Below are 23,524 nucleotides of genomic sequence, written 5' to 3'. Positions count from 1 at the left end.
AAAAATGGACTTCACAACTGCACTATTTTCTATATTGACTATTCATTTAATGGCGTCGATTTCACCCGGGCCTGATTTCATTGTAGTTTCTCAAAAAACGCTACACCAAGGCCGAAAATCGGGTGTTTTTTGTGGCATAGGTGTTTGTGTTGGACTATTGTTCCACATCAGCTATTCCGTGGCGGGGTTAACAACAGCGTTTGGACACTCTGAATATATAGCTCAAGGAATAGGTGTCTTCGGTGGAAGTTACCTTGTGTTCCTTGGTTATAAATCGATAAAGGGTTCTTTCTCAGAAAAAACAAAAATACGGATAAAAAAGGAAAGAAATATCGCAGTACAATCGGCTTTTTGGAGTGGCTTGATTGTGAATCTATTAAACCCTAAAGCTGCAATATATATAATATCTTTATTTTCAATTGTCATTTCTCCTACTTTGGGGATAGAAAAGCTATTACTGGTCATTATCTCGATAATTTCGGTGCAAATGGCATGGTATCTGACATTTATTTTTATTGTAACGTTACCAAGTGTAAGGGTTAAGTTTGACCGTAACGTCTATTTGATTGACCGCACGTTAGGGGGGGTAATGGGGTTGATGGGGATTTACATGATCGTCACCTATACCATTTTTAAGTAAAATATATTAATTTGGTTATTGGACGCCATGTGATTAATTTTATCCTATAGCTACATAACTGTATCTGAGGAAAAGAGCCCCTTTAATTTATGGGGCACAATATGAGTTTGAGACAGAGCCTGTTATCCTAACATTTACGACTTAATTAAATACAGACTAATCAAGTAAGGTTAAGGCCTGTTTTACCTGTCTAAGTAGGATTTGTAATTCATTCTTGTAGTCTGAGCGGAATTTTGTATCGCTCAGGCTATCCCCCACCCTCCAATATATTGTATAAATAAGCACTTTGGTGATTTTTTCTCTTAATTCGAACAGTTCGTAGCTGTTTCCTGGGGCTGAATACCTGCTTAAGAATGTATGGTAGCAATCGTTCATACGGCGGAAGTTATCCAAAGCTGTTTCTTGGTCCGGCTTGATAAAGGACAACCCACTATTATGTTTAGTAATCTCGACTGATTCACTGTATACAATACAGTCTGCAATAATTTTCGTGATTTCTTTCAAAAAGGAATTTTTGTTCTGTTCATCTCGTTTACCTTCCAAAACAGGATGCCATTTACTGGAAATTTTATATCCAATTCCTCGAACAAGAACAATGAAATCGTCTAGCATTAGATTTTTTAAGATGGATCTCGATTTAAATACATACTTGTTCGCGATGATATTGTCGGGACAACCTTCCATGTGGAATGTAGATTTTTGTTCTTTAACAATACAAGCTATATCGCTATAAAGGATAAACTTTGTTTTTAGTGTAAAAAGATGATGTAAAATAACTAATACGGCAGCATCTTGTATAAATATTTCTTGTCCGGAGGACTTTAACATTTTCAAATTAACGTCAAGAGTAACGATCTTAGTTGTTTCTATATTTTTGAACGTAAGTTGGCTCATGTGACTCCTAACTGTCTTCTACCTCCGTGTATTAATATAATTTCAATAATGGTTTATGTAAACACCTTAATTAGATAATGAGGTATAGCTAAATTAAAAAATCAAATACTGTTTTAAAAAGTATAATTATAATGACATTTTTTTGTCAGTTAGTAAATGATAATACTCAATCATAGAGGTACAGAAAAGTGTCATGGTAAAATACGGTTTGTTCACTGCCGTACAGGCGCTACGATATATAGTCATAAACAACCAACCTTTGATTTAAGGCTTATACCAAAGGAACTAAATAAGAGATCCGTCTTGCTGGAAAAATTAATCCCTACCAACGTTGTAAGTTTTGAAGTGAGAATAATACTCTCCTGCAACTCACGTATTGTTAGTGCTAATTTTTCCTGCGCAATAATGAAAGCTTAATTAATTCCATGGGGCTTACTTATTAAAAGACGTTTGCAACATTTTATGCAAACGCTCTAACGCAACCGGGCTTGCTTTAACCGTTAAACGCATACCATCTTCATGATATTGCTCATCGATAACCTGCATTTTACTGTGGATCTCTCCCATGATACCGCTAGCGGTATATGGAATATTAAAACAAGCTGCACACATTTTCTTTTCCAGGAAGGTTTGAATTTCCTGATGAACCATCGCCACATCGGCTTTATCACGGGTGCTGATTTGTAAGGCATCAGGGTATTCGTTTAATAGCTCTAATTGACGTTCTTCGCTAATACAATCAACCTTATTGAGTAACAGTATCTTGTTACTCAAATCAACATTCAATTCACCTAATACATGATCAACAACCGCCAGTTGTGATTTGAAATTGACATCGGATGCATCGACGACATAAAGCAGTAACGCCGCATCTTTAGCTTCTTCTAAGGTTGAATGGAATGATGCCACTAAATCATGTGGCAGTTTTTTAATAAAACCAACCGTATCTGAAATTAGAATACGTGGCTGCGTGGGAGGCTGTAGAGTACGCACTGTCGTATCTAAGGTCGCAAATAACTTATCTTCTACTAAGACTTCGGAGTCAGTTAAGGCGCGCATTAATGATGACTTACCGGCATTGGTGTAACCTACTAGCGCGACACACTGCTGCTCAACACGACCACTACGGCGACCTTGCATCTCGCCTTGTAACTTTATTAACTCACGTTTTAAACTGGCGATTTTATCGCGAATACGACGACGATTAATTTCAAAGGCCGATTCACCAATCCAACTCCCTTTTTGACGTTCACGATCTCCACTATTTTCGTCACGGATACGTGGCGTTAAGTAGTTAAGTCGTGCGATTTCTACTTGTAATTTAGCGGTACGTGTACGTGCATGTTTACTAAATATTTCGATAATAACGCGCGTACGGTCGTAAACCTCAACACCTAATGCCAGTTCAACACTACGTAATTGATTAGGGCTTAGTTCGCAATCGAATACCACTACATTAGCCATCTCTTGGGTTTCGGACTCGGCTAATAAATCGCTTACTTGCTCTTGGTTAAAGTTAACCTGAGCTTCATCTTGTAGGGGTAATTCTTCGTCATTAGTCATCGTAGCTAACTCTTCGAGTTTACCAGAGCCTAATACCGAGAGCAGCTTGGTAGATTGCTGGCGCTGCGTTTGCTTGCCAACGACCACAAATCCTAAGGTCGTCACTAATCGACCTAATTCAGATAATGACTCGTCCACGTCCAATTGCGTAAGATCAGGCGTACGAATAGAAATTAGTAAGGCGCGGGTAACAGAGTGATCTGCTGTGGTGATCGACATAACGTTGCTCATTGCTTAAAGTAATATGCAGTGCATCCTACGTGGTTATGCTTAGCTTATATAGGCATATCGAGTAACCGTATTGTAGTTAAGTCATCTTAGACACCTATTTACCGGTTTCTAAGACGATAAAAGAGCTAAAACGGGACGCATAATTTATCTTTAATGAGCGTCTATCATCGCGGTGCTACGCAGCTGATTTCCCTAACTTATGCAGTACTAAAGTGTGTGGTAGTGTATTGGTTAAGCCATATTCGCCCTAAATTTGTAGCTGGCTAAAGGGGCGTTAGGGAGAGGATTTCATCGGTAAAATTCACGCTAAAATAACATCATATTCAATGTGTCATAACGCCGGGATCACTGTTATGTGTCACCACTTAGTATTGATAATAGTTATCAATACAATTTACATTTCAAGACTCCCTCTGTAGTATTGTTCTTAAATCAAACACAATATATTGTGTTTTTATTTTTTAAGGACGGGTAGTGACACCGTAATTGTGGCACCTAGCAGAGGATTTCATATGTATATTTCACATGTGACTAAGCGTGATGGTTCAGTTAAAACATTTAAAATTGATAAGATTAAAGTTGCGATACATAAAGCAATGCAGGCTGCAGATAGTGGAAATCTAGATGATGTCGATAATATTAGTCAGAAGGTATTAGACGTCATTGAAAGTATTAAACATACAGATAGTCGTTATATTCCCTCAATTGAAGGCATACAGAACATTGTTGAAGAACAATTGATGGGATCAGGATTTCATAAGGTAGCCAAAGCTTACATACTTTATCGCAATGAGCATTCAAAGGATCGTAAGCATAATATCTTTGAAAAACGCATAAACTTAAAGCCTTATGAATACCCCGAAATATTAGAATATGTCGATGCTATTCGCCATTCATACTGGATCCATACAGAATTTAACTTTACGAGTGACATTCAAGATTTTAAAGTCCGCTTAAGTCACCCAGAAAGGGAAGTGATTAAACGCACTATGCTCGCTATTTCTCAAATTGAGGTGTCAGTTAAAACCTTTTGGGGAAACATATATACGAAAATGCCAAAACCCGAAATCGGCTCTGTAGGTGCTACATTCGCTGAATCTGAAGTACGTCATCATGATGCCTATTCGCACCTGTTAGAGATATTGGGGTTAAATGATGAATTCTCCAAATTAGAAGAAAACCCTGACATTATGACACGCGTTCGTTACCTCGAGTCGGCGTTGAAGCATGCCAATAGTGAGGACAATAAAGAATATTCTGAATCTATTTTATTATTTTCACTCTTCATCGAACATGTCTCTTTGTTCTCTCAGTTTCTCATTATTATGTCCTTCAATAAGTATAAAAACATGCTCAAAGGGATATCGAATGTTGTCGAGGCGACGTCAAAAGAAGAACAGCTACACGGCAATTTTGGTATAGATTTAATTCAAATTATTAAACAAGAAAACCCATCTTGGTTTAATGAGGAATACCAACAGAGTGTGCGGACGTTATGCTTACAAGCCTTTAAATCAGAGTCAAAAATTATCGATTGGATTTATGCAGAAGGTGAGCTTGACTTCATTCCCAAAGCACAAGTGAAAGAGTTTATTAAAAACCGATTTAATCAATCATTACAAAGTATAGATATTGAAAAAGTATTTGAAATTGATGAAAAGCTTTTAGAAAAAACTGAATGGTTTGATGATGAAATAATTGGTACAAAACATGGGGATTTCTTTGTAAAACGTTCTATTAATTATAATAAACGCAGTAAAAGTGTGACTAGCGAAGATCTGTTTTAGGCATGTAATACCAAAGGAATTAATATAGTGATCATGTGTTGCGCAGGAAAAATTAACACTAGCAAGGCGTGAGTTGTAGGAGATAGTTGTTCTCACTTCAAAACTCACAACGCAGGTAGGGATAATTTCAACAAGCAAGACGGATCACCTTTTTAGTTCCTTTGGTATAAGTCAGTGGATTATTAATATTTATTCAAGGGAAAGATATGGAATGGTTAACACCCCATAGCCGTCAATTTTTGGCTGGCGGATATTTAAGTGAAGGGCAGAGTGCTGAAGAGCGTATTCGTGAAATAGCAGATCGCGCAGAGAAAATACTTGGCATGGAAGGTTTTTCTGACAAGTTTTATGGTTATATGGAAGCCGGATTTTATTCACTTTCATCCCCTGTTTGGTCTAATTTCGGTAAAGACAGTGGCTTACCTGTCAGTTGTTTCGGCTCTAGTATTACGGATGATATAGGTAATATTTTATTTACTGAAGCAGAAGTCGGCATGATGTCAAAATTAGGAGGCGGTACCTCTGCTTATTTTGGGCACTTACGTCATAGAGGGGCCACGATCAAAAATAATGGTGTTTCATCAGGCGCACCGCATTTTATGCAGCTGTTTGAAACAATGGTTGATGTGGTCAGTCAAGGCTCGGTAAGAAGAGGGCGTTTCGCTGCATATTTACCGATTGAACATAAAGACGCTAATGAATTTTTAGATATTGGTAGTGAAGGCAATGTGATTCAAAATCTCACTCATGGGATCACGGTAACAGATGCTTGGTTACAAAAAATGATAGAGGGTGATAAGGAAAAGCGGGTACTTTGGGCGAAAGTGATACAACGTAGAAATGAAATGGGCTATCCATACATTTTGTTTTCTGACAATGCGAATAATCAAACGGTAGATACATACAAAAAACATGATCTAAAGATTAATGCGAGTAATTTATGTACTGAAATTATGCTTCCGGCGCATGATAAATGGTCATTTGTTTGTGTTTTATCTTCAATTAACTTACTCCATTATGAAAAATGGAAAGATACAGATGCCGTTGAAACGCTCATCTATTTTCTAGATGCCGTGGTGACAGAATTTTTAGATAAATTAGAAGAGTATCGAGATTCAAATGAGCGTGCCGATCAATTGGTTTTCTTGTTTATGGAGAAAGCTTATAATTTTTGTAAAAGTAATCGTGCATTGGGAATGGGGGTATTAGGTTGGCATTCTTTGTTGCAACAAGAAATGCTCCCTTGGGAAGGTCGAGATGCCGCTAAGTTAAATTTAGAAATATTCAAACTTATTAAACAAAAATCGTATCAAGCGTCTGCATCTTTGGCGGATAAATTCGGTGAACCGAGTATTCTCGAAGGCTATGGGCGTCGAAATGCAACACTCAATGCCATCGCTCCTACGACATCATCCGCCTTTATTCTTGGGCAAGTGTCGCAAGGCATTGAGCCTATATGGTCAAATTGTTATGTTAAAGATATCTCTAAAATTAAAACGACGATTAAAAATCCATTCTTAGAAAAATTATTAGAAGAAAAAGGTTTTAATACGAAACAAGTTTGGTTGGATATTCGAGATCATGATGGCTCAGTGCAGCATTTAGACTTCTTAACCGAGGAAGAAAAAAAGGTATTTAAAACGTTCCCTGAAATAGACCAAATGAGTATTATTGATCAAGCCTCGACGCGGCAGACCTATATTGACCAAGGTCAGTCATTAAATCTTATGATACATCCTGACACTCCCGTGAAAGATATCAACCAACTCTATCTTTCAGCTTGGAAGATGGGGATAAAATCGCTGTATTACCAGCACAGTATGAATGCGGCGCAAAAACTGAATCAACAGCGCAGTAACTGTAAGGCCTGCGAAGGGTAAAACGTGGCTGTTGTTAACTTAACGAAATTGGAACAAAAAAAACGGAGAATTTAAAAGTAACCTCTCGATATATCGTCGCTGCGCGAATGCCTCTTATATTTCATGGCAACTGGGCTTGTAAGTCAGATAAGAGCGTCGCGTCCGCATGATGGTATTGGAGGGATAATGTCATTTGAAATTGAGCGCTAACTAATAGTAAAAGAGAGAGCATGCGATAACTTTAACTTTATGCTGAAAAGCGTCATTAACAAATATTTCAAATGCTGCTAAATAGTTAAATTCGTTAATGGAATTCTAGGGGGTAAGCAAGTGAAGCAATCGATAGACAATGAATATACTCGGCTCTACGTTTTAGATGAACAATAAATACTAAGCCAATTAGTGCTCACTATTGATTCAAAATGAAACTAAAATGTCTTGATGTTGAACTTGCTGCATAGTACGTTTATAGCATGTTTTCCATTACGCAGTTTAAATTATGCCAAATAGTAGTCCTTTTAATGTTGAAAGTGTATTCACGTGCTGGAAGTTTTTCCAAAAGCACCGTTGGGTTTCTCCTGAATTTACTCATTCTCCAATTCATGACTCTTGGGATCGCTGCATACGTCAATGCTCTGCTTATGAATGGCATAAACCCAATGTTGCATCAGGTAATACATTGCGCTCATTTGTGCATCGTAATAATGAAATAGTCGCTATTTCTGAAACGGTATTAGAAGATGCTTATCGTATGTTAGAGCCCAAAGATTGTGCCTTATTTGTGACCGATGCAACGGGGTGTAGTCTCGCAATTTTAGGCTCAGAGAAAAGCATTGAACAAGCAAAGCAACTTGGATTTAAACTCGGTGCATTTTGGACTGAAGGGCGAGTGGGTACTAATGCAGTCAGCCTTAGCCTGCATACTCATCAGCCAGAAACCGTTTTTTCAGCGCAACATTTTAATCAAAACCTGCATGGTTATGGTTGTCATGCGGCGCCTGTTTTTGATATTGATGGGCGCCTTAAAGCTTGTCTTTTATTATTTACTGATATGGAAAATTATCAGCCGTCCGATGCCGCTTTAATCACCTCTTGTGCCAAAGAAGTCAGTAGTTTAGTGCAGTTAGAGAATAGCTTATCTGATTCAAATCTAATTTTAAACCAGCGCAATGCGGTATTAGAATGTATGGATGATGGCATTATTGCTTGGGATAAAGATCTGCGTATTACCTTAATGAACGATCAAGCAGCCAGTAAATTTAAGTTAAAAAAAGAACATATTATTGGCTCGTTATTACATAAAATCATCATGTTACCTCCTGTTATTAAGCAAGGTATAAAAAACAGAGAAAAGCTTTCTCATCTGGAAATTACCTTTGAATGCCAAGGTGAATTTATAGAGGCGTTAGTCACTTTAAGACCCCTTTCTAATGCGGGTTTTCTCTTTTTTATTCATCCACTTGAAACGATTCGCCGTTTTGCTCAGCGTAATATTGATAACAATGTTGAGCTTAGTTTTGATTCCTTAGTGACTCACTCTAAAAAAATGAAAAAAGTGCAAACGATTGCCAAAAGAGCGGCTAAAACAAAAAATCCTATTTTATTACGCGGTGAAGATGGCGTCGGAAAAAATAAAATTGCACAAGCGATGCACCACCTTAGTGACAATAGTAAAGGCCCTTTTATCATTGTTAATTGTAAAGTTATTCAAGCTGAAAATATGGTGCGAGAGTTACTCGGGTGTGATGAAGGTGAGGGAAAATTATCAAAATTTGAATTAGCAAATGGAGGGACGATTTATTTAGAACAGGTGGAGTTTCTGAGCTCCGAAGTACAGTCTGCTTTGTTGCAGATGCTAAAAAACAACCTGTTCATGCGTACCAGTAGTAATCGTATGATCCCCGTTAATTTCCAATTGATCACCTCTACCAGTGCAGATCTAGAGCAGTATGTTAACCAAGGTACTTTTAGACGTCACCTTTATTATGCGATCAGTGCTGTTGAGCTCAACATCCCCTCTCTAAGGCACCGCCAAGAAGATATTGTTGAGTTAGTACATCGTCAACTTCTACGTTTAGAAAAGCGTTACAAGACGAGTCTGTCGATTACAGATGAAGCATTACAACTACTGCTTCATTATTCATGGCCTGGTAACCTTTCTGAATTGCAAAATAAAATAGAAAAAATAGTATTAAATCGCTCTGGAGATTTAATCACTATTGATGACTTTCCAAGTCAATTATTGGAAGAGCCAATTAAAGGGGAGTTATCTGCTAAAGGTTATATTCAAAGCCTTGAAGCGATCGAGAAACAAGCGATTCAACAGGCTTGGGATCATTTTGATGGGCGAGTGAATGAAATCGCGACGGCATTACAAATTGGACGCACAACCTTGTGGCGTAAATTAAAAAAATATCAAATATCCCCAAAAATAAATGACTGATAGCTAAAAATAACAGCAAGCGAGATGGTAAATGGGGCAATAATGACCGTTTATCTTCACAATGGTTTCACCTTGAAACCTTTTGCTTGGCTGTATATTTCAAATTGAAACGTTTCTGTGAGCATTTTCTGATAGTGTGATCTTATCCTTCTTTGTTGATTTTCTGAGTATGTTTACGGGGAGCGTTGTGCACCTCTTCAAGAATAATGTCACCATTATCTAGTAGATCGTTACCTTTGTGTCAATTGTGTTTATCGTACCCTCAACCGTTGTAATACCAACATTAAGATTAAATGATTAAAAATGTGAGTATTGCTAGCTTATGGCAGATGAGTACGCGCTCCTTCTGCTTGCGATAAAACGCTAACCTATATATGGATATACACAATGAAAATATTAGAAAAAATTGGTTTTACTTCCAATAAGAAATTTTATGGCTTTCTATCGATAGTGATGTCTGGGCAGATCATGTACTCTGCTTTTGAGGCTTTTAAAGGCACATTTTATAACTTGTTATTGGAAGTATTAAGCATTACTAATACAGAAATTGGGGTGTTATTTACCTTGATTGGATCCGCAATGTTTTTCTACATACCTGCTGGGTGGGTCAACAACCGTTTCCCAGTAAAAAACATTCTGATGATCAGTTTGTTTGTGCGTTTTTTAAGTTTGATGTCAATCATAATTTTTGCTCCTGGGTTTAGTTACTTAGTTGTGATCGCAGGATTATGGGGCGTGATAGATGCCATATTTTGGCCCGCGGTACTTAATGGTGTGACATTAATGTCGGGTGATAAAAATAAAGGCATGGCATTTGGACTACTTGAATCGGTACGTCGTGGTGCTGAAATGGGAATGAATGCCGGTGTTATTGCAGTGATGGCTCTTTTAGGGGGATCTATTTTAGTCTTCCAAGGTGCGATTGTATTTTATACCTTGCTTATTTTACCTATGATTTTTTGTGTATGGAAATTTGTGCCGAACAATGAGTTTGATGTTGAAGCGGGACAAAACAAAAATAAAGAAGCGTTAAAAGGTCTGGCGTATGTATTTAAAATGCCGACACTATGGCTTGCCGCGTTAACTTCTTTAACCGTATATTGGACTTATATTACCCTTATTTACACGGTGCCATATCTACAAGCGGTATTTGGTTTAACCACCACTCAAGCTGCTTTCTTTGGTATCGTCAATACTGCTGCCATGGGGATCCTCGCCGGATTGGTGAGTGGTTTTATTGCGGACTTTATTTTCAAGTCATCCATAAAAATGATGCTAGTGGCGCTTGCGCTCACCGCAACGTGTCTTGCCATTACCATCATGTTGCCTAAATCTGCAGATATGTTGATGATAAACATGGTGTTGTTAGTGTGTTTCTCTTTCAGCTCATTTTTGGCAAAAAGTATCATTCTGGCCCCCATTGCAGAATCAGGTGTCCCTAAAAAATACAGCGGTGCAGCTATGAGTGTCGGATCGTTTGCCGCTTACGCTTCTATCTTTTGGGCATATACCTTAAACGGTTGGATCATCGATAATTATCCTGCTATTGAAGCGTATGAAATGATATTTGCCATTGGTGCGATTGTTTCACTCGTCGGTATGGTATTTTCTATTCTTCTACTGTTATTGAAAAAGAAACAAGCATTAGCAGATCAACAACCGGAACTGGCCACAACAGAGTCAGAGTAGTATTTACCCGTTATCAACGATAACGGGTATTTTATATGGAAGTGACTTGCTACGTTATAAGTCATTTTCATTAGCCTTTTTACAAAAAAATAATGGAACTACCCTCAAATAACAGATGGCCACTTGTAATGGCCATTTCACCTGTGACGAGTAAGGATTTATCATGTTTACATTTTCTGACGAATTAACCTTTGGCCATCGTATTCTTACGTTTAATGTGCCCGCTCATACGCATTCAATTGAGTTAACTGGCACCACAGTCAAAAAAGGTCTCTTATACGCTTATCTGTATGATAGTAATAAAAAATTGCGTGCAAATTTAATGTTTGAAAAACGTAATACCGACGTAGTGATCAGTAAAGATTGTGCTTCATTAGGTGGTTTTTCGGGAGAGATCCCAGAGGGAGATTGGCAATTACAGATTTATAATCTGGAAGGTGAGAACCGCAACCCTAAGGCGATGTCTTATGCTGTTGAAGTTAATTTTAATGTGCCTGAAAAATCATTACAAGTAGCCACAGAGTTATCTTGTACAAAAGACAATCAGATTGTTTTTGATTATGATAAACAAAAACGTGCGGGTGCAGCTTGGTATAAAGGCGATTTACATGCACACTCGCAACTTTCGGATGGTAATAATAGTTTAGAAGCGGCGGGTGAGATTGTTGAGCAACAAGGCCTCGATTTTTTCTTTTTAACAGATCACAATATTTGTCATCCTGAATTACCTATTTTAAAAAACACATTAATTCTCCCCAGTCTTGAGATAACAACGGGTAAAGGGCATTTTAATGTTCACGGGGCCCGTCGCGGTTTAAATATGTTTAATGCCGATTACCGTGCCAGTGCGTTGATTGAGCAAGGGCTGACATTAGGCGATGGAGAGCCGTGTAATATCAGCGTTAATCATCCTGCCATGAAACCTTGGCATTGGGTTTATAGTGAAATGTTATTAACCAATATTAATACATTAGAGGTTTGTTGTGATCCTACTTGGCCCACCTCTCCAAAAGCCACAGAAGAAGCATTAGAAATATTTACAGAGATATGGAAGTCAGGACATTGTATTGCAGCGGTAGGGGGCAGTGATTCACACCTTGAACCACATGAGCGTTACGCCAATGCAACTGTACCTTCTATTTATGGCGATCCTGCTACTTTTGTCTATGCACAAGGGTTAAGTGGTAATGCCATTATTAATGGGTTACGTAGTGGTAATGTCTACCTAGAGCGTCAATGCCAGTTAGATTTTACTATCAATAATGGTGATTTTTTGCCCGGACAGGATGTGGGCAATGAATGTATTGATTTTATGCTGGCCGTAAAAGATGAATCTATCGCCTATTACGCCGAATGTTTTATCGATGGGAAAATAGTGGCTTATTATCCGCTCTCCACTAAATCGTTGCATATTCAGTTTGATATGAGCGAGCATGCATGGGTACGTTTCGATATTCGTCGTGGTGAGTGTATCGATGGAAAAGTTGCGTGTCGTGGTGAATTTGAAGGCGTGATAAATCCTATTTATAACGGGACACATCGTTTATTTAAAGAGCCGTTAGTGGCTACATGGAGTGAATTAATGGTGCGTGTAGAGCATAACAGAGAGCCTCTCGCAACGAAACCCTCTAAATATAAAAACTAATATTAATGTTCATATGGGTGTTTAACACCCATATTTTTTATGATTTATAGGTCATTATTCTAGTTGAATTGGCATTATTACCTTGGTTTAAAAGGTGCTTAGCTTTCTAATTGTGCTTTTTTCAGTGCTTTTAAGATTAACAGCGTCGAGGTTGCTCCCGGATCTTGGTAACCCACACTACGGGCGCCTAAGTAACTTGCTATGCCTTTTTTAGCTTGCATTTCAATCGTGCGGGTGACGGCTTCTTCTGCACGTTGGCAGATGTTTTGTAATGCGATATTTAAGGGTAAATTGTTATCAAGAGCTTGTTGGCCTGCGTCGATAGCTGGCCACCAAACATCACACAGCGTTTTATCACCGGGTTGGGCCCTGCCTCGCTCAATAATGCCGTCCAGACCTGCACTTAACATGCAGAGTAAATCTTCTAAGTTAAGCTTTTCTTTATTAATGACCGCTTGTGATGCACGCATAAAAAAGCTGCTATACAAAGGACCACTTGCGCCACCAATACTGAAGGATAAGATCATGCCCGTTGTTTTTAGTATATCGCTTATTTGTTGTTTTTCTAATCCGGATAGTTTATCTGCAACGCGATCGAAACCACGCTTCATATTAATACCATGATCGGCATCGCCAATATCTGTATCGAGTTGCGTTAAAAACAGACACTCTTTGTTAAAACTTTGCGCGCAATAGAAAAGCCAAGCCAGTAGTTGTTCTTTGCTGATAGTTTCATTATTCATCTAGCATCCCCAACGTAAAGCCGGTGTATTGACTGGCGCATCCCATAGCGTCAATATCTCTTTATCTACTTTTACAAAGGTGATTGAAAAGCCTTCCATATCCAAAGAGGTACAATAATTTCCGATCAGGTTGCGTGTTATATTGATAGAATGTTGCTGACAAGATTGGTGTAAACAGCGAAATACGCCATATAATTCAGCATTCGGTGTTGCACCAAGTCCATTGACTAATACAATGTATTGATCGTCACTTGAAAAAGGTTCGCTAGTTACTTGATGCTCTTGCCACACCCCAAGCATACGATCCCATTCTCTAATTTCACGCGTATAAAGAGGGCTATTTATGATCTGCTGAAGCATCTGTTCAACCAGAGAATTAAGATCTGTATATTGACGTCGTTCAATACCCGATTCCCCATGAATACCCACCCCAAATTCGATTTCATTATCAGCGAGTATAAAAGAGGGGCTTCCCGTAGCAGGAACCGTACAAGCGGTTAAGGCAACCCCAAAAGTTCGTGTACCATTATTAATACGCCTCGCTAATAATTCACACTGCGTTAAATCATATCCTTGCTCAGCGGCAGCTCCCACCACTTTTTCAATGATCACGGTACCTGCAACGCCTCGGCGGCCGGAGGTATATAAGCTGTCTTTAACTGCGACATCATCATCAATAAGCACCGCGCCCACTTTCACACCATCAAAATGCAACATTTCAACCGCGGTTTCAAAATTGAGTACATCGCTGGTGTAGTTTTTAATAAAAAAGAGGATCCCATGACCATTATCAAGTTGTTGGCCACATTCGTACATTTGATCGGGGGTTGGCGAGGTAAACACTTCGCCCGGGCAAGCCCCCGTAAGCATACCTTTGCCAATATAACCTGCGTGCATGGGTTCATGACCATTACCACCACCTGCAATAAGCGCAACGTGATTATTATTATCGCGCCAGATATAACGAGGGTGGGTTGATACCTTTAAGTCGGGATGAGCTAAATAAAGACCTTCAAGTTGTTCTGTCACAATATCTTCGACTTTATTAATAAACTTTTTCATTACAAACCTTTTTATGACGCATCGTTAAAGAGGGATAGATGACAGTATCTGTGTCGTCGGGCAAGTTGTAAATATTAGGTTAAATGTTTCATTTGGAAACGTTTTAATTTATATCGTGGTTCTAAATGAAACCGATTTTTTTGCTGCTTAAATATTTGTGAACTGAGTCAAGTTTCACTTTTTAGGTCACTGCTCAGACGACATATTTGTGCCTGTTATCATGGATAATGATGGGAGAACGTGATGTTAGTTGTCCTTGCTCTGATTACGTTTATGATAACAACAAGCCATCTAAAGGCGCAAATTTTATAACACAAAAAGTCAATGTAATCATATAAGAGGCATTAATTATGGATAAGATCATCATTTCTCCAAGTAAGTATATCCAAGGCGAAAATGTATTAGCGGCGATTAGTGAATATGTACTACCCGTTGGGCGTCAGGCGATGGCCATTGCAGATGAGTTTGTCACTGGGCTAGTCGGTGAAACGGTTAAACAAAGTTTTAGAGATCAAGATTCAGAGTTAACCATGGAAATTTTTAATGGTGAATGTTCACGTACTGAAATCGAACGTTTATTACTATTGAGTGAGCAGGCCAATGCCGATGTGATCATTGGTATTGGAGGCGGTAAAACATTAGATACCGCTAAAGCAATTGGATTTTATCGTAAAATACCTGTCGTGGTAGTACCTACAATCGCCTCAACAGATGCACCTACTAGTGCATTAGCGGTTATTTATACACCTGAAGGTCAGTTTAGTGAGTATTTAATGATCCCAACGAATCCTAATATGGTGATCATGGACAGTAAGATTATTGCGGCCGCACCGGTGCGTTTATTAGTGTCTGGTATGGGGGATGCACTTTCTACTCATTTTGAAGCGCGTGCGAATGCTCGCTCTGGCGGTAAGACAATGGCAGGCGGTGCGCCAACTAAAGCGGCACAAGCATTAGCGAAACTCTGTTATGAAACATTACTTGCTGACGGCCTACAAGCAAAAATAGCCGTTGAAAATGGATTGTCATCACAAGCAGTAGAAAATATCATTGAGGCTAATACCTACTTAAGTGGGATTGGTTTTGAAAGCAGTGGTTTAGCCGGCGCACATGCGATACATAACGGTTTAACTAAGCTTGAAGAATGCCATCACCTTTTTCATGGTGAAAAAGTGGCCTTTGGTACTTTAGTGCAATTAGTCTTAGAAAATGCACCAATGGAAGAAATTAATACGGTGCTTGAATTCTGTCATAGTGTTGGTTTACCAACCAATTTACATGCGATGGGCGTCAAAGTGTTAGATAGAGATAAACTGTTAGAGGTTGCTAAAGCATCTTGTGCTGAAGGTGAAACCATCCATAACATGCCATTTGTCGTGACGCCGATTGCTGTGTTATCTGCAATATTAGTGGCACATGAATTAGGCTCTAAGAAATAACGCTAATTTATTATTTACTCACGATAAGTGGGTTAATAACCTCTGCCTATTAAATTTGTAATTTATTGAATAAGCCATCCGTTCATTTAACCCTTTTTCATTAGGTGTTAAAGGGGCTGATGGCTTATTTTTTTAGTCAAAATATCCAATGTAACCCTCAAATATATGATGACAAAAGCGCTTATGAATTAATTAAGTTTTCATGTATTACGCAGGAGAAATTAGCACTAGCAAGGCGTGAGTTGCAGGAGATAGTTGCTCTCACTTCAAAATTCACAACGCAGGGTGGGATAATTTCAACAAGCAAGACTGATCACTCTTTTAGTTCCTTTGGTATTATCCAGTCGTGTTGATAGTAGGCGCTGTCGGTTTTTTTACTTGAGAGGGTTAAAAGGGGATAACGTTTTCTAAGCATCTCATTTTAAATATTTTAAACCTTTAAAAGGTGAGATCTAGATCTCTATTTTCAACTATTTTTTAATGCGGAGATGATCATAAACACCCTATTTGGCGCCTTTTTTGTTCGCTCTAAAGTCGTTTTTAACCTAGATCAAATGATAAGAGTGATCTACTTCATTATCAACAATCAAAATGGCTGTAACGTTTCAACCTGAAACGATTAGCCCTTGTTTTTTGGTTTCTTAATGGAACCATCGTTGTTTTTTGCATCCCTATTTTGTTCTGGCAAGATGGTTATATTATTTTTTAACCTACTTTATTTTAAACTACTTTTTGGAGTAATTATGAGCCGTTTATTTATTAATGATAAAGCAACGTTAGTCCATGATGCGATTGATGGCATCTTATATAGCAATAAGCATAATAACCTTGTTCGTTTGGATGTTGATCCGCAAATTAGAATTGTGACGCGTAATGATTGGCATCACGATAAAGTTGCCATTATCTCTGGTGGTGGCTCTGGGCATGAGCCTGCTCATGTTGGTTTTATTGGTAAAGGTATGTTAACGGCTGCTGTTTGTGGCGATGTTTTTGCCTCACCAAGTGTGGATGCGGTGTTAAATGCCATAGTCCATGTCACAGGAGAGAAAGGTTGTTTGGTCATTGTTAAAAACTATACCGGCGACCGTTTGAACTTTGGCCTTGCTTGTGAAAAAGCCAAAAAAATGGGTTTAAACGTTGAAATGGTAATAGTAGACGATGATATCTCTATTCCTGACAATCTTAAACCTCGTGGTATTGCTGGCACATTGTTTGTCCATAAAGTGGCAGGTAATGCAGCAGAGCAAGGCGCTTCTTTAAATGTCGTTAAAAAGGCAGCCCAAGGTGCGATTGATGCAACGGCAAGTATTGGCCTCGCACTGACAAGTTGCTCTTTACCGGGAGAAGAATCAACGCAGCGTATTGCAGAAGGCAAGGCTGAATTAGGGTTAGGTATTCATGGAGAGCCTGGCATTAAAACAATTGATGTAACATGTTGTCGTGATCTTGTGATGATCATGGTTGATAAACTAAAACAATCGTTTTCTGCTCCAGATATTAAAATTGCAGTGATGATCAACAATTTAGGTGGCGTTTCTCCATTAGAGATGAGCCTTATATGTAAAGACATCGTGGAATCTGAGTTAAAAAATAATATTGAGTTAGTGGTTGGGCCTGCTCCATTTATGACGGCTATTGATATGAAAGGATTTTCAATTTCAGTGATTGAATTAACAGGCGATCATGCTCAAGCTCTGTGCGCCCCTGTTGAAGTGGATGCATGGGTTGAAGCCATTCCATTGCGCCCATTAAATGTGATAAAAAAAGATAAAGTGTCCATTAACTTTGCATTTGAAGCGTCTGAAAATGCACAGGTTGCAAGTATTGTTAAAACAGTAACCTTGGCTTTGATTAATGCAGAAAAAGAGTTAAATCGTCTGGATACGTTAGTGGGCGATGGGGATACCGGTTCAACGTTCTCTGCGGGTGCTCGACAAGTTTTAGCTGAGCTCAATGCGGGTAATTTACCACTTAATGATACTGGCGCGTTGCTTAATGTCATTGGGGAACAACTTGCTACCGTTATGGGGGGATCGTCAGGCGTATTATTCTCTATCTTCTTCACAGCAGCGGGTCATCATTACCAGCAACATGGTGATACAGTACAAGCATTACAAGCCGGTTTACAACAAATGATGCAATACGGTGGAGCAAAACCGGGTGATCGTACGATGATTGATGCAATGTACCCAGCCTTTATCGCTTGGAAAAATGAAGGTTTTGAAGCTGCCATTGTTGCGGCTAAAATAGGGGCAGAAAGCACAGCCACTATGGTCGAAGCCAAAGCAGGACGCTCTTCTTATTTAAACAGTGAGAGTTTAAAAGGTGTTAAAGATCCGGGCTCAGTCGCTGTTGAGTTGGTTTTTGACGCGTTTAATGTGTAATTAAAACGTTGAAAGTGGATGCTAAAAAAACAGGTTAATCTTATTAACCTGTTTTTTTGTCTTCAACAAATTCGAGGGAGTAATTCGCCCTGTGGTAGTTCAAGATAACGACGACTACCCCAAGGGCTATGTAAAATGACTTTATGATTTCCTTCGTTATCGTGACAAGCATTACCGATGTGACTCGCCGTTGCGGAAAACTGTTTTAACACCGCTAATGTGGCAGCGAGTTCTGATTGTGGCACTGCCAATATCATAGTGCCTTCATTTGCCAAATCGTAAGCTTCAAAGCCATATAATTCACATAAGCCTTGTACTTCATCGCTCACGGGAATATCGGTTTCATTTATATCGATTTGAACTTTTGAAGCAATACACCACTCATTTAACACCGCTGATATACCACCTCGCGTCGCATCACGTAACGTGCGCAGTGTGATGTTTTTCTCGAGTAACATTTCGACAATAGGCCATAAAGTGGCACAATCACTGTGTAGGTTAGAATTTAGTTTCAATGCGTCACGCGCCATTAAAATACAACTTCCATGGCAGCCAATATCGCGTGACACTATGATTGCATCACCGTCTTCGATCGCACTGACTGATAGCGTTTGTGAATGATAAAAACTACCGACACCTGTGGTGTTAATAAATACGCCATCTAAAGTCCCTCTCGGCACGACTTTTGTATCGCCACAGACAATTTTTGCGCCTGATATCGCCAATTCTTTTTGCATGCTTTGTACGATTGTTTTTAAATCGGCATAACTAAATCCTTCTTCAATCATAAAGCTACAGCTTAAATATTCAGGTTTAGCGCCCATCATGGCAAGATCGTTTACGGTTCCTGCAATGGCGAGTTTTCCAATGTCACCCCCAGCAAAGAAAAGGGGTGAAACCGTAAAGCTATCAGTGGTAAATGCAATTTTACCTGTCGTGGGTAAAATGGCTGCATCTTCTGTTTTTAGCAAAATTTCATTTTCGAAATGATGAAAGAACAGATCTTTGATCAAAGTATTCATTTCTTGACCGCCACCACCGTGGCTTAGTTGTATTTGTTGCATATTGTTACCTAAATTATTTTTGTGTATTCGGTTGCTTATTAAGCGCATTATTATTTAAGCCTAAATAACGGAAATAAGCATTACATGCGCCTTCAGAGCTTACCATGCAACTGCCCATCGGCTGGGTTGGGGTACAGTTTTTAGCAAACACTTTACATTGATTGGGTTTTGCCAAACCTCGTAAAATATCGCCACATTGACACGCTTTATGATCGTCTATTGGCTTCGTTGATAAATGCGTTTTAAAGATAAGCTCTGCATCAAAGCGCGCATATTTTTCGCGTAATTTTAAGGCTGAATTGGCAATGTCGCCCAAACCGCGCCAGCGAAATACATCACGAAGTTCAAAGACTTCATTGATTTTAGATTGCGCAATCAGGTTACCTTCTAGGGTCACTGCGCGACTATATTGGATCAACATTTCAGGCGTCACATCATGTTGATCCGTTGCGATACTAAGCTCTACTAACATGAGTATTGACTGCATAACATCAACAGGCTCAAACCCCGCGACGACCACGGGTAATTTATATTTATCTGCGATGTGCTGATATATCTTCGCACCTGTAATAACGCTGACATGTGAGGGTCCAATAAAAGCATTTATTTTGGCGCGACCATCTGACATCACCGCGTTAATAGCGGGCGGCACGAGAACATGATTACAGTGCACATAAAAGTTACACAGTTTTTGCTGATCGGCAATTTGTACTAAAACCGCGGTCATCGGCGTGGTCGTTTCAAAACCAATTGCAAAGTAAATGACTGATTTAGTCGGGTTTTCTTTGGCAATCAGGAGTGTGTCCATGGGATCGTAAATAGGGCGGACATCACCGCCACGGGCGCGGCATTGTGCTAATGTCCCCTTTGAACCGGGCACGCGGATCATGTCACCTAACGTGACTAAAATAGTGTTAGGTAGCATAGCAAGATCAATCGCTTGATCGATGCGCTCTTTTGGCATGATACATACGGGGCAACCCGGACCATGAATAAATTCAATATTGTCAGGTAATAACTGCATTAACCCATATTTCATAATGGTGTGAGTATGCCCACCACACACTTCCATCACCTTAAGGGGATAAGGTAACTGTTTCGCTTTAGTGTTAATTTTTTTCGCCAGTGCTTTCATGATCAAAGGATCACGAAAGGTTTGATAGAGCTCTTTTAAATCCATGCTATTTTCCACATATTAATGTCATATTGTTAATTAAATAAGGCTTGTGCATCTTCTGCTGACATATTTTCAAGCATCGATTTATATTCAATTAGGCTTTCTTGTGCTTCTTCATTATTTAGTTTACTAATGGCAAAGCCAACGTGGATCAGAAGATAGTCTCCAATGGCTAGTTTTTCGCTTATCAAATGAATACTAATTTGTCGTTGGACACCTAAGGTATCCACTGTCACAAGGCTTTCGTCGTCGTGAAAGGCACAAATTTTCGACGGTATACATAAGCACATAGGTTTTCTCTTAATGTTAAAGGTTAAATAGTTAAGTCTGCCGAGTGATCGTTATTCACTATTGTTTGGGACAGCTCTCATCTTTTTTTTAGTATTTAGTTTATTTTCTAACGTATTTTTATGGGCGACAAACCAAAGTTGACCGGCTGCAATACCGCCATCGTTTAAGGGAATAGTTTGGCTAACGTAATAGGTTTTTTTGCGCCTCTTTAATTGGCTCAAAACGCAGTCCATTAATACTCGATTTTGAAATACACCACCACACAATACGATGGGAAGCGTCGGATATTGATCACTGATGGTGATAATTAAAGCACTTAATTGTGTAAATAATAATGACGCACCTTGTTGATATAGAGAGGTGCTTTTATCTGCCGTTAAACGCTCGATAACGTGTTTAAGTAAAGGCAGAAAATCAAATTCACCTGCATTGAGAGTAAACAGAGGCGCAGACTTTTCTCGTTTGCTAAGCGCATTTTTATTACCTTCATTTAATGCTAATTGCTCGAGTAATAATCCGCATTCACCTTCAAAACTGATTGTTTCTAATCCGCTTAATAGAGCGCAATAGGCATCAATAAAACGGCCGATTGAACTGGTGTAGGGGCTATTAATCCCTTTTTCCCAGAGTACGTGCCAATTTTCTAATTGATGCGCGCCTAATTTTTCGAACGCACTTAAGTGCATCATTTGGATTTGCTTTATCGAATAATATTCAAGTAAAAGAGCAAATAATAAACGAGCCGGTGAGGTGATCGCTTGCTCCCCACCAATTAAACGGAATGCTTTTAATGAGTAGCATCGATGGCTATTTTTAATATCGGCGATCAATACTTCGCCACCCCATAATGTACAGTTTTTACTTGGCGTTAAAGGATTATGCGCGTGTTGTGTGCTATCGATATCTCCGAGGCCTGTCCCATCAAAACTAAAACCTAATACACGCTGTTGCAATTGGTACTCTGCCATCACCGATAACACATGCGCATAATGATGTGGCACAGTGCTAATATCAGCAGAGTTATCATTTACTTGCTGATGTGCCCATCGATGTGTGGCATATCTTGGATGTTTATCGCAACAATAATGAGCCACTTTAATCTGATGTAGCAATGTAAGGCTCATGACGCGATGTTGATAATCTTGCTGCATTTCTAAATTATTTAAGTCGCCGATATAAGGGCTAATAAGCGCTTGGCTTTGCTTTTCATTTTGTGGCGCGCCAAGGGCAAAACTGACTTTTTGTTGTGCGCCAGTCGCTAATACGGGTTGCGTTAAAGTGTTCGGCAATGCGAAATAATAGGGGGCGAAGCCACGTCCTAAGCGTAACATTTGACGTTGCCCACCTGAAAAATGCACGAGACTGTCATCACAGCTATTAACTATTTTTCTTGGATGATCGATAAACCCTGCAATGCAGTGCTGAAATTTTGTGGCAACGTCATCACCTTCTATTAATATTGGCTGACCTGAGTAGTTGGCACTGGTGAAGACAAGCGCGCTTTCAATATGATCAAATAACAAATAATGTAATGGTGTGTACGGTAGCATGATACCTAAATAAGGTACGTTTTCGGCGATATTACTCGCCAAATCAAGTATTTTGTTATGCTTATTCGACACTGATTGCAGAGATAAAGCATCATGTTTTTGTAGTAATGTTATCGGGCGTTGTTGTGATCCAAGCAGCGCCCATTCGGCTTCTCCGCCTTGCACATAATGTTGTGCTTGCGTGCGATCTTTAACCATGATTGCCAAAGGTTTAAGGGGGCGATTTTTACTGATACGTAATTTGTTAACCGCTTTTTGATTGCTGGCATCACAGACTAAATGAAAACCTCCAATGCCTTTGATGGCAATTATCTTACCCGCGCGGATAGCGCTCGCAGCTTTTTGTAATACTTGCATCGAATCTGAGCTTGGCGAAGTGCTCCCGTCTGACATTCTCCATTGAATTTGAGGGCCACAACGGGGACAGCTGATAGGTTGTGCATGGTAGCGCCGATTGGCGGGATCTTCATAAGCCTGCAAACATTCAGGGCACATTACAAAATCGGCCATAGAGGTGTTTTTTCTGTCGTAAGGCAATGCGTTGATAATACTAAAACGTGGTCCGCAGTGTGTGCAGTTAGTAAGAGGGTAACGATAATAACGGCTATTTGGATCGCGAATATCGTCTAAGCAGGCATTGCATATACTAAAATCCGCAGAAATATGGGTGCTAAATTGCGTATCGTTACTCTTATTTTTTGCTAAAGAGAGGCTACTCTGACGTATCGAAAATACACCTGGCTTTGGCATATCATCGAGGCTGTGCACGGCAGATGATTTGCAAGTGATACTATCAATCTGACTTAATGGTGGCGCTTGTTGGCGGATATTTTTGATAAAAATATCAAGCTCATTTTCTGGGCCTTGTACGTCAATGTGCACGCCTTGGGGGTGATTAAGCACCCAGCCTTGCAATTGATGTTGCTTGGCAAGGAGATAGATAAAAGGTCGAAAGCCGACACCTTGTACAATACCGCAGACTTCAATTAAGCGTCGAGTTTGTAGTTTAGGTGCCTCTTTTTTACTCATGTAGATTATTCACCGAGTTTATGTGCTTAAAATT

16 protein-coding genes are annotated in these 23,524 nt (G+C 39.3%); 8 read left to right on the top strand and 8 right to left on the bottom strand.

The features are described from left to right. Window positions 1-4: 4 nt before the first annotated feature. Entirely contained in the window at window positions 5-640 is a 636-nt protein-coding gene (locus tag PCNPT3_RS12890) for a LysE family translocator (protein WP_015466290.1), read from the top strand. A 156-nt stretch (window positions 641-796) separates the two neighbouring features. Here PCNPT3_RS12890 and PCNPT3_RS12885 read toward each other — a convergent pair whose 3' ends face one another. Beyond that, entirely contained in the window at window positions 797-1,534 is a 738-nt protein-coding gene (locus tag PCNPT3_RS12885; protein ID WP_015466289.1) for a hypothetical protein, read from the bottom strand. Window positions 1,535-1,966: 432 nt separating this feature from the next. Further along, complete coding sequence (hflX, locus tag PCNPT3_RS12880) at window positions 1,967-3,316, bottom strand: GTPase HflX (protein ID WP_015466288.1); 1,350 nt, start codon at window positions 3,314-3,316, stop codon at window positions 1,967-1,969. Between the two features lie 524 nt (window positions 3,317-3,840). Here hflX and PCNPT3_RS12875 point away from each other — a divergent pair. From PCNPT3_RS12875 to PCNPT3_RS12855, 5 genes are all read left to right on the top strand, one after another. Further along, window positions 3,841-5,115 (top strand): ribonucleotide-diphosphate reductase subunit beta, encoded by a 1,275-nt coding sequence (locus tag PCNPT3_RS12875; RefSeq protein WP_015466287.1) that lies wholly within the window; start codon window positions 3,841-3,843, stop codon window positions 5,113-5,115. A gap of 206 nt (window positions 5,116-5,321) precedes the next feature. Beyond that, window positions 5,322-6,995, top strand: coding sequence for a ribonucleoside-diphosphate reductase subunit alpha (locus PCNPT3_RS12870; protein WP_015466286.1), 1,674 nt, complete (start codon window positions 5,322-5,324; stop codon window positions 6,993-6,995). A gap of 478 nt (window positions 6,996-7,473) precedes the next feature. Beyond that, window positions 7,474-9,417 (top strand): dihydroxyacetone kinase operon transcriptional regulator DhaR, encoded by a 1,944-nt coding sequence (dhaR, locus tag PCNPT3_RS12865; RefSeq protein ID WP_015466285.1) that lies wholly within the window; start codon window positions 7,474-7,476, stop codon window positions 9,415-9,417. Window positions 9,418-9,804: 387 nt separating this feature from the next. Beyond that, complete coding sequence (locus tag PCNPT3_RS12860; RefSeq protein ID WP_015466284.1) at window positions 9,805-11,106, top strand: MFS transporter; 1,302 nt, start codon at window positions 9,805-9,807, stop codon at window positions 11,104-11,106. A gap of 163 nt (window positions 11,107-11,269) precedes the next feature. Then, window positions 11,270-12,751, top strand: coding sequence for a CehA/McbA family metallohydrolase (locus tag PCNPT3_RS12855; RefSeq protein ID WP_015466283.1), 1,482 nt, complete (start codon window positions 11,270-11,272; stop codon window positions 12,749-12,751). Between the two features lie 98 nt (window positions 12,752-12,849). On the opposite strand, the gene dhaL is transcribed toward PCNPT3_RS12855, so the two are convergent. Beyond that, window positions 12,850-13,494 (bottom strand): dihydroxyacetone kinase subunit DhaL, encoded by a 645-nt coding sequence (gene dhaL / locus PCNPT3_RS12850; protein WP_015466282.1) that lies wholly within the window; start codon window positions 13,492-13,494, stop codon window positions 12,850-12,852. Next, window positions 13,495-14,556 carry a dihydroxyacetone kinase subunit DhaK gene (gene dhaK / locus PCNPT3_RS12845; RefSeq protein WP_015466281.1) on the bottom strand — a complete coding sequence of 354 codons (1,062 nt, stop codon included), beginning with the start codon at window positions 14,554-14,556 and terminating at the stop codon, window positions 13,495-13,497. It lies immediately after the preceding gene. A 350-nt stretch (window positions 14,557-14,906) separates the two neighbouring features. On the opposite strand from dhaK, the gene PCNPT3_RS12840 reads away from it, so the two are divergent. Next, window positions 14,907-15,995, top strand: a complete 1,089-nt coding sequence (locus PCNPT3_RS12840; RefSeq protein WP_015466280.1) for a glycerol dehydrogenase — start codon at window positions 14,907-14,909, stop codon at window positions 15,993-15,995. A 743-nt stretch (window positions 15,996-16,738) separates the two neighbouring features. Further along, window positions 16,739-18,379, top strand: coding sequence for a dihydroxyacetone kinase subunit DhaK (locus PCNPT3_RS12830; RefSeq protein ID WP_015466278.1), 1,641 nt, complete (start codon window positions 16,739-16,741; stop codon window positions 18,377-18,379). A 62-nt stretch (window positions 18,380-18,441) separates the two neighbouring features. Here the strand turns inward: PCNPT3_RS12830 and hypE are convergent, their stop codons facing one another. The 4 genes from hypE to hypF are packed head-to-tail and all read right to left on the bottom strand — an operon-like array spanning window position 18,442 to window position 23,490. Next, window positions 18,442-19,443 (bottom strand): hydrogenase expression/formation protein HypE, encoded by a 1,002-nt coding sequence (gene hypE, locus PCNPT3_RS12825; protein ID WP_015466277.1) that lies wholly within the window; start codon window positions 19,441-19,443, stop codon window positions 18,442-18,444. Window positions 19,444-19,456: 13 nt separating this feature from the next. After that, window positions 19,457-20,623 carry a hydrogenase formation protein HypD gene (hypD, locus tag PCNPT3_RS12820; RefSeq protein ID WP_015466276.1) on the bottom strand — a complete coding sequence of 389 codons (1,167 nt, stop codon included), beginning with the start codon at window positions 20,621-20,623 and terminating at the stop codon, window positions 19,457-19,459. Between the two features lie 29 nt (window positions 20,624-20,652). Then, complete coding sequence (locus PCNPT3_RS12815) at window positions 20,653-20,910, bottom strand: HypC/HybG/HupF family hydrogenase formation chaperone (RefSeq protein WP_015466275.1); 258 nt, start codon at window positions 20,908-20,910, stop codon at window positions 20,653-20,655. Between the two features lie 51 nt (window positions 20,911-20,961). Then, on the bottom strand, window positions 20,962-23,490 hold the full coding sequence (gene hypF / locus PCNPT3_RS12810; RefSeq protein ID WP_015466274.1) for a carbamoyltransferase HypF: 2,529 nt from the start codon (window positions 23,488-23,490) through the stop codon (window positions 20,962-20,964). Window positions 23,491-23,524: the final 34 nt, after the last annotated feature.

The organism is Psychromonas sp. CNPT3 (genome assembly GCF_000153405.2).
Taxonomy (GTDB): domain Bacteria; phylum Pseudomonadota; class Gammaproteobacteria; order Enterobacterales; family Psychromonadaceae; genus Psychromonas.
This window is presented reverse-complemented; position numbering and strand designations above follow the sequence as displayed.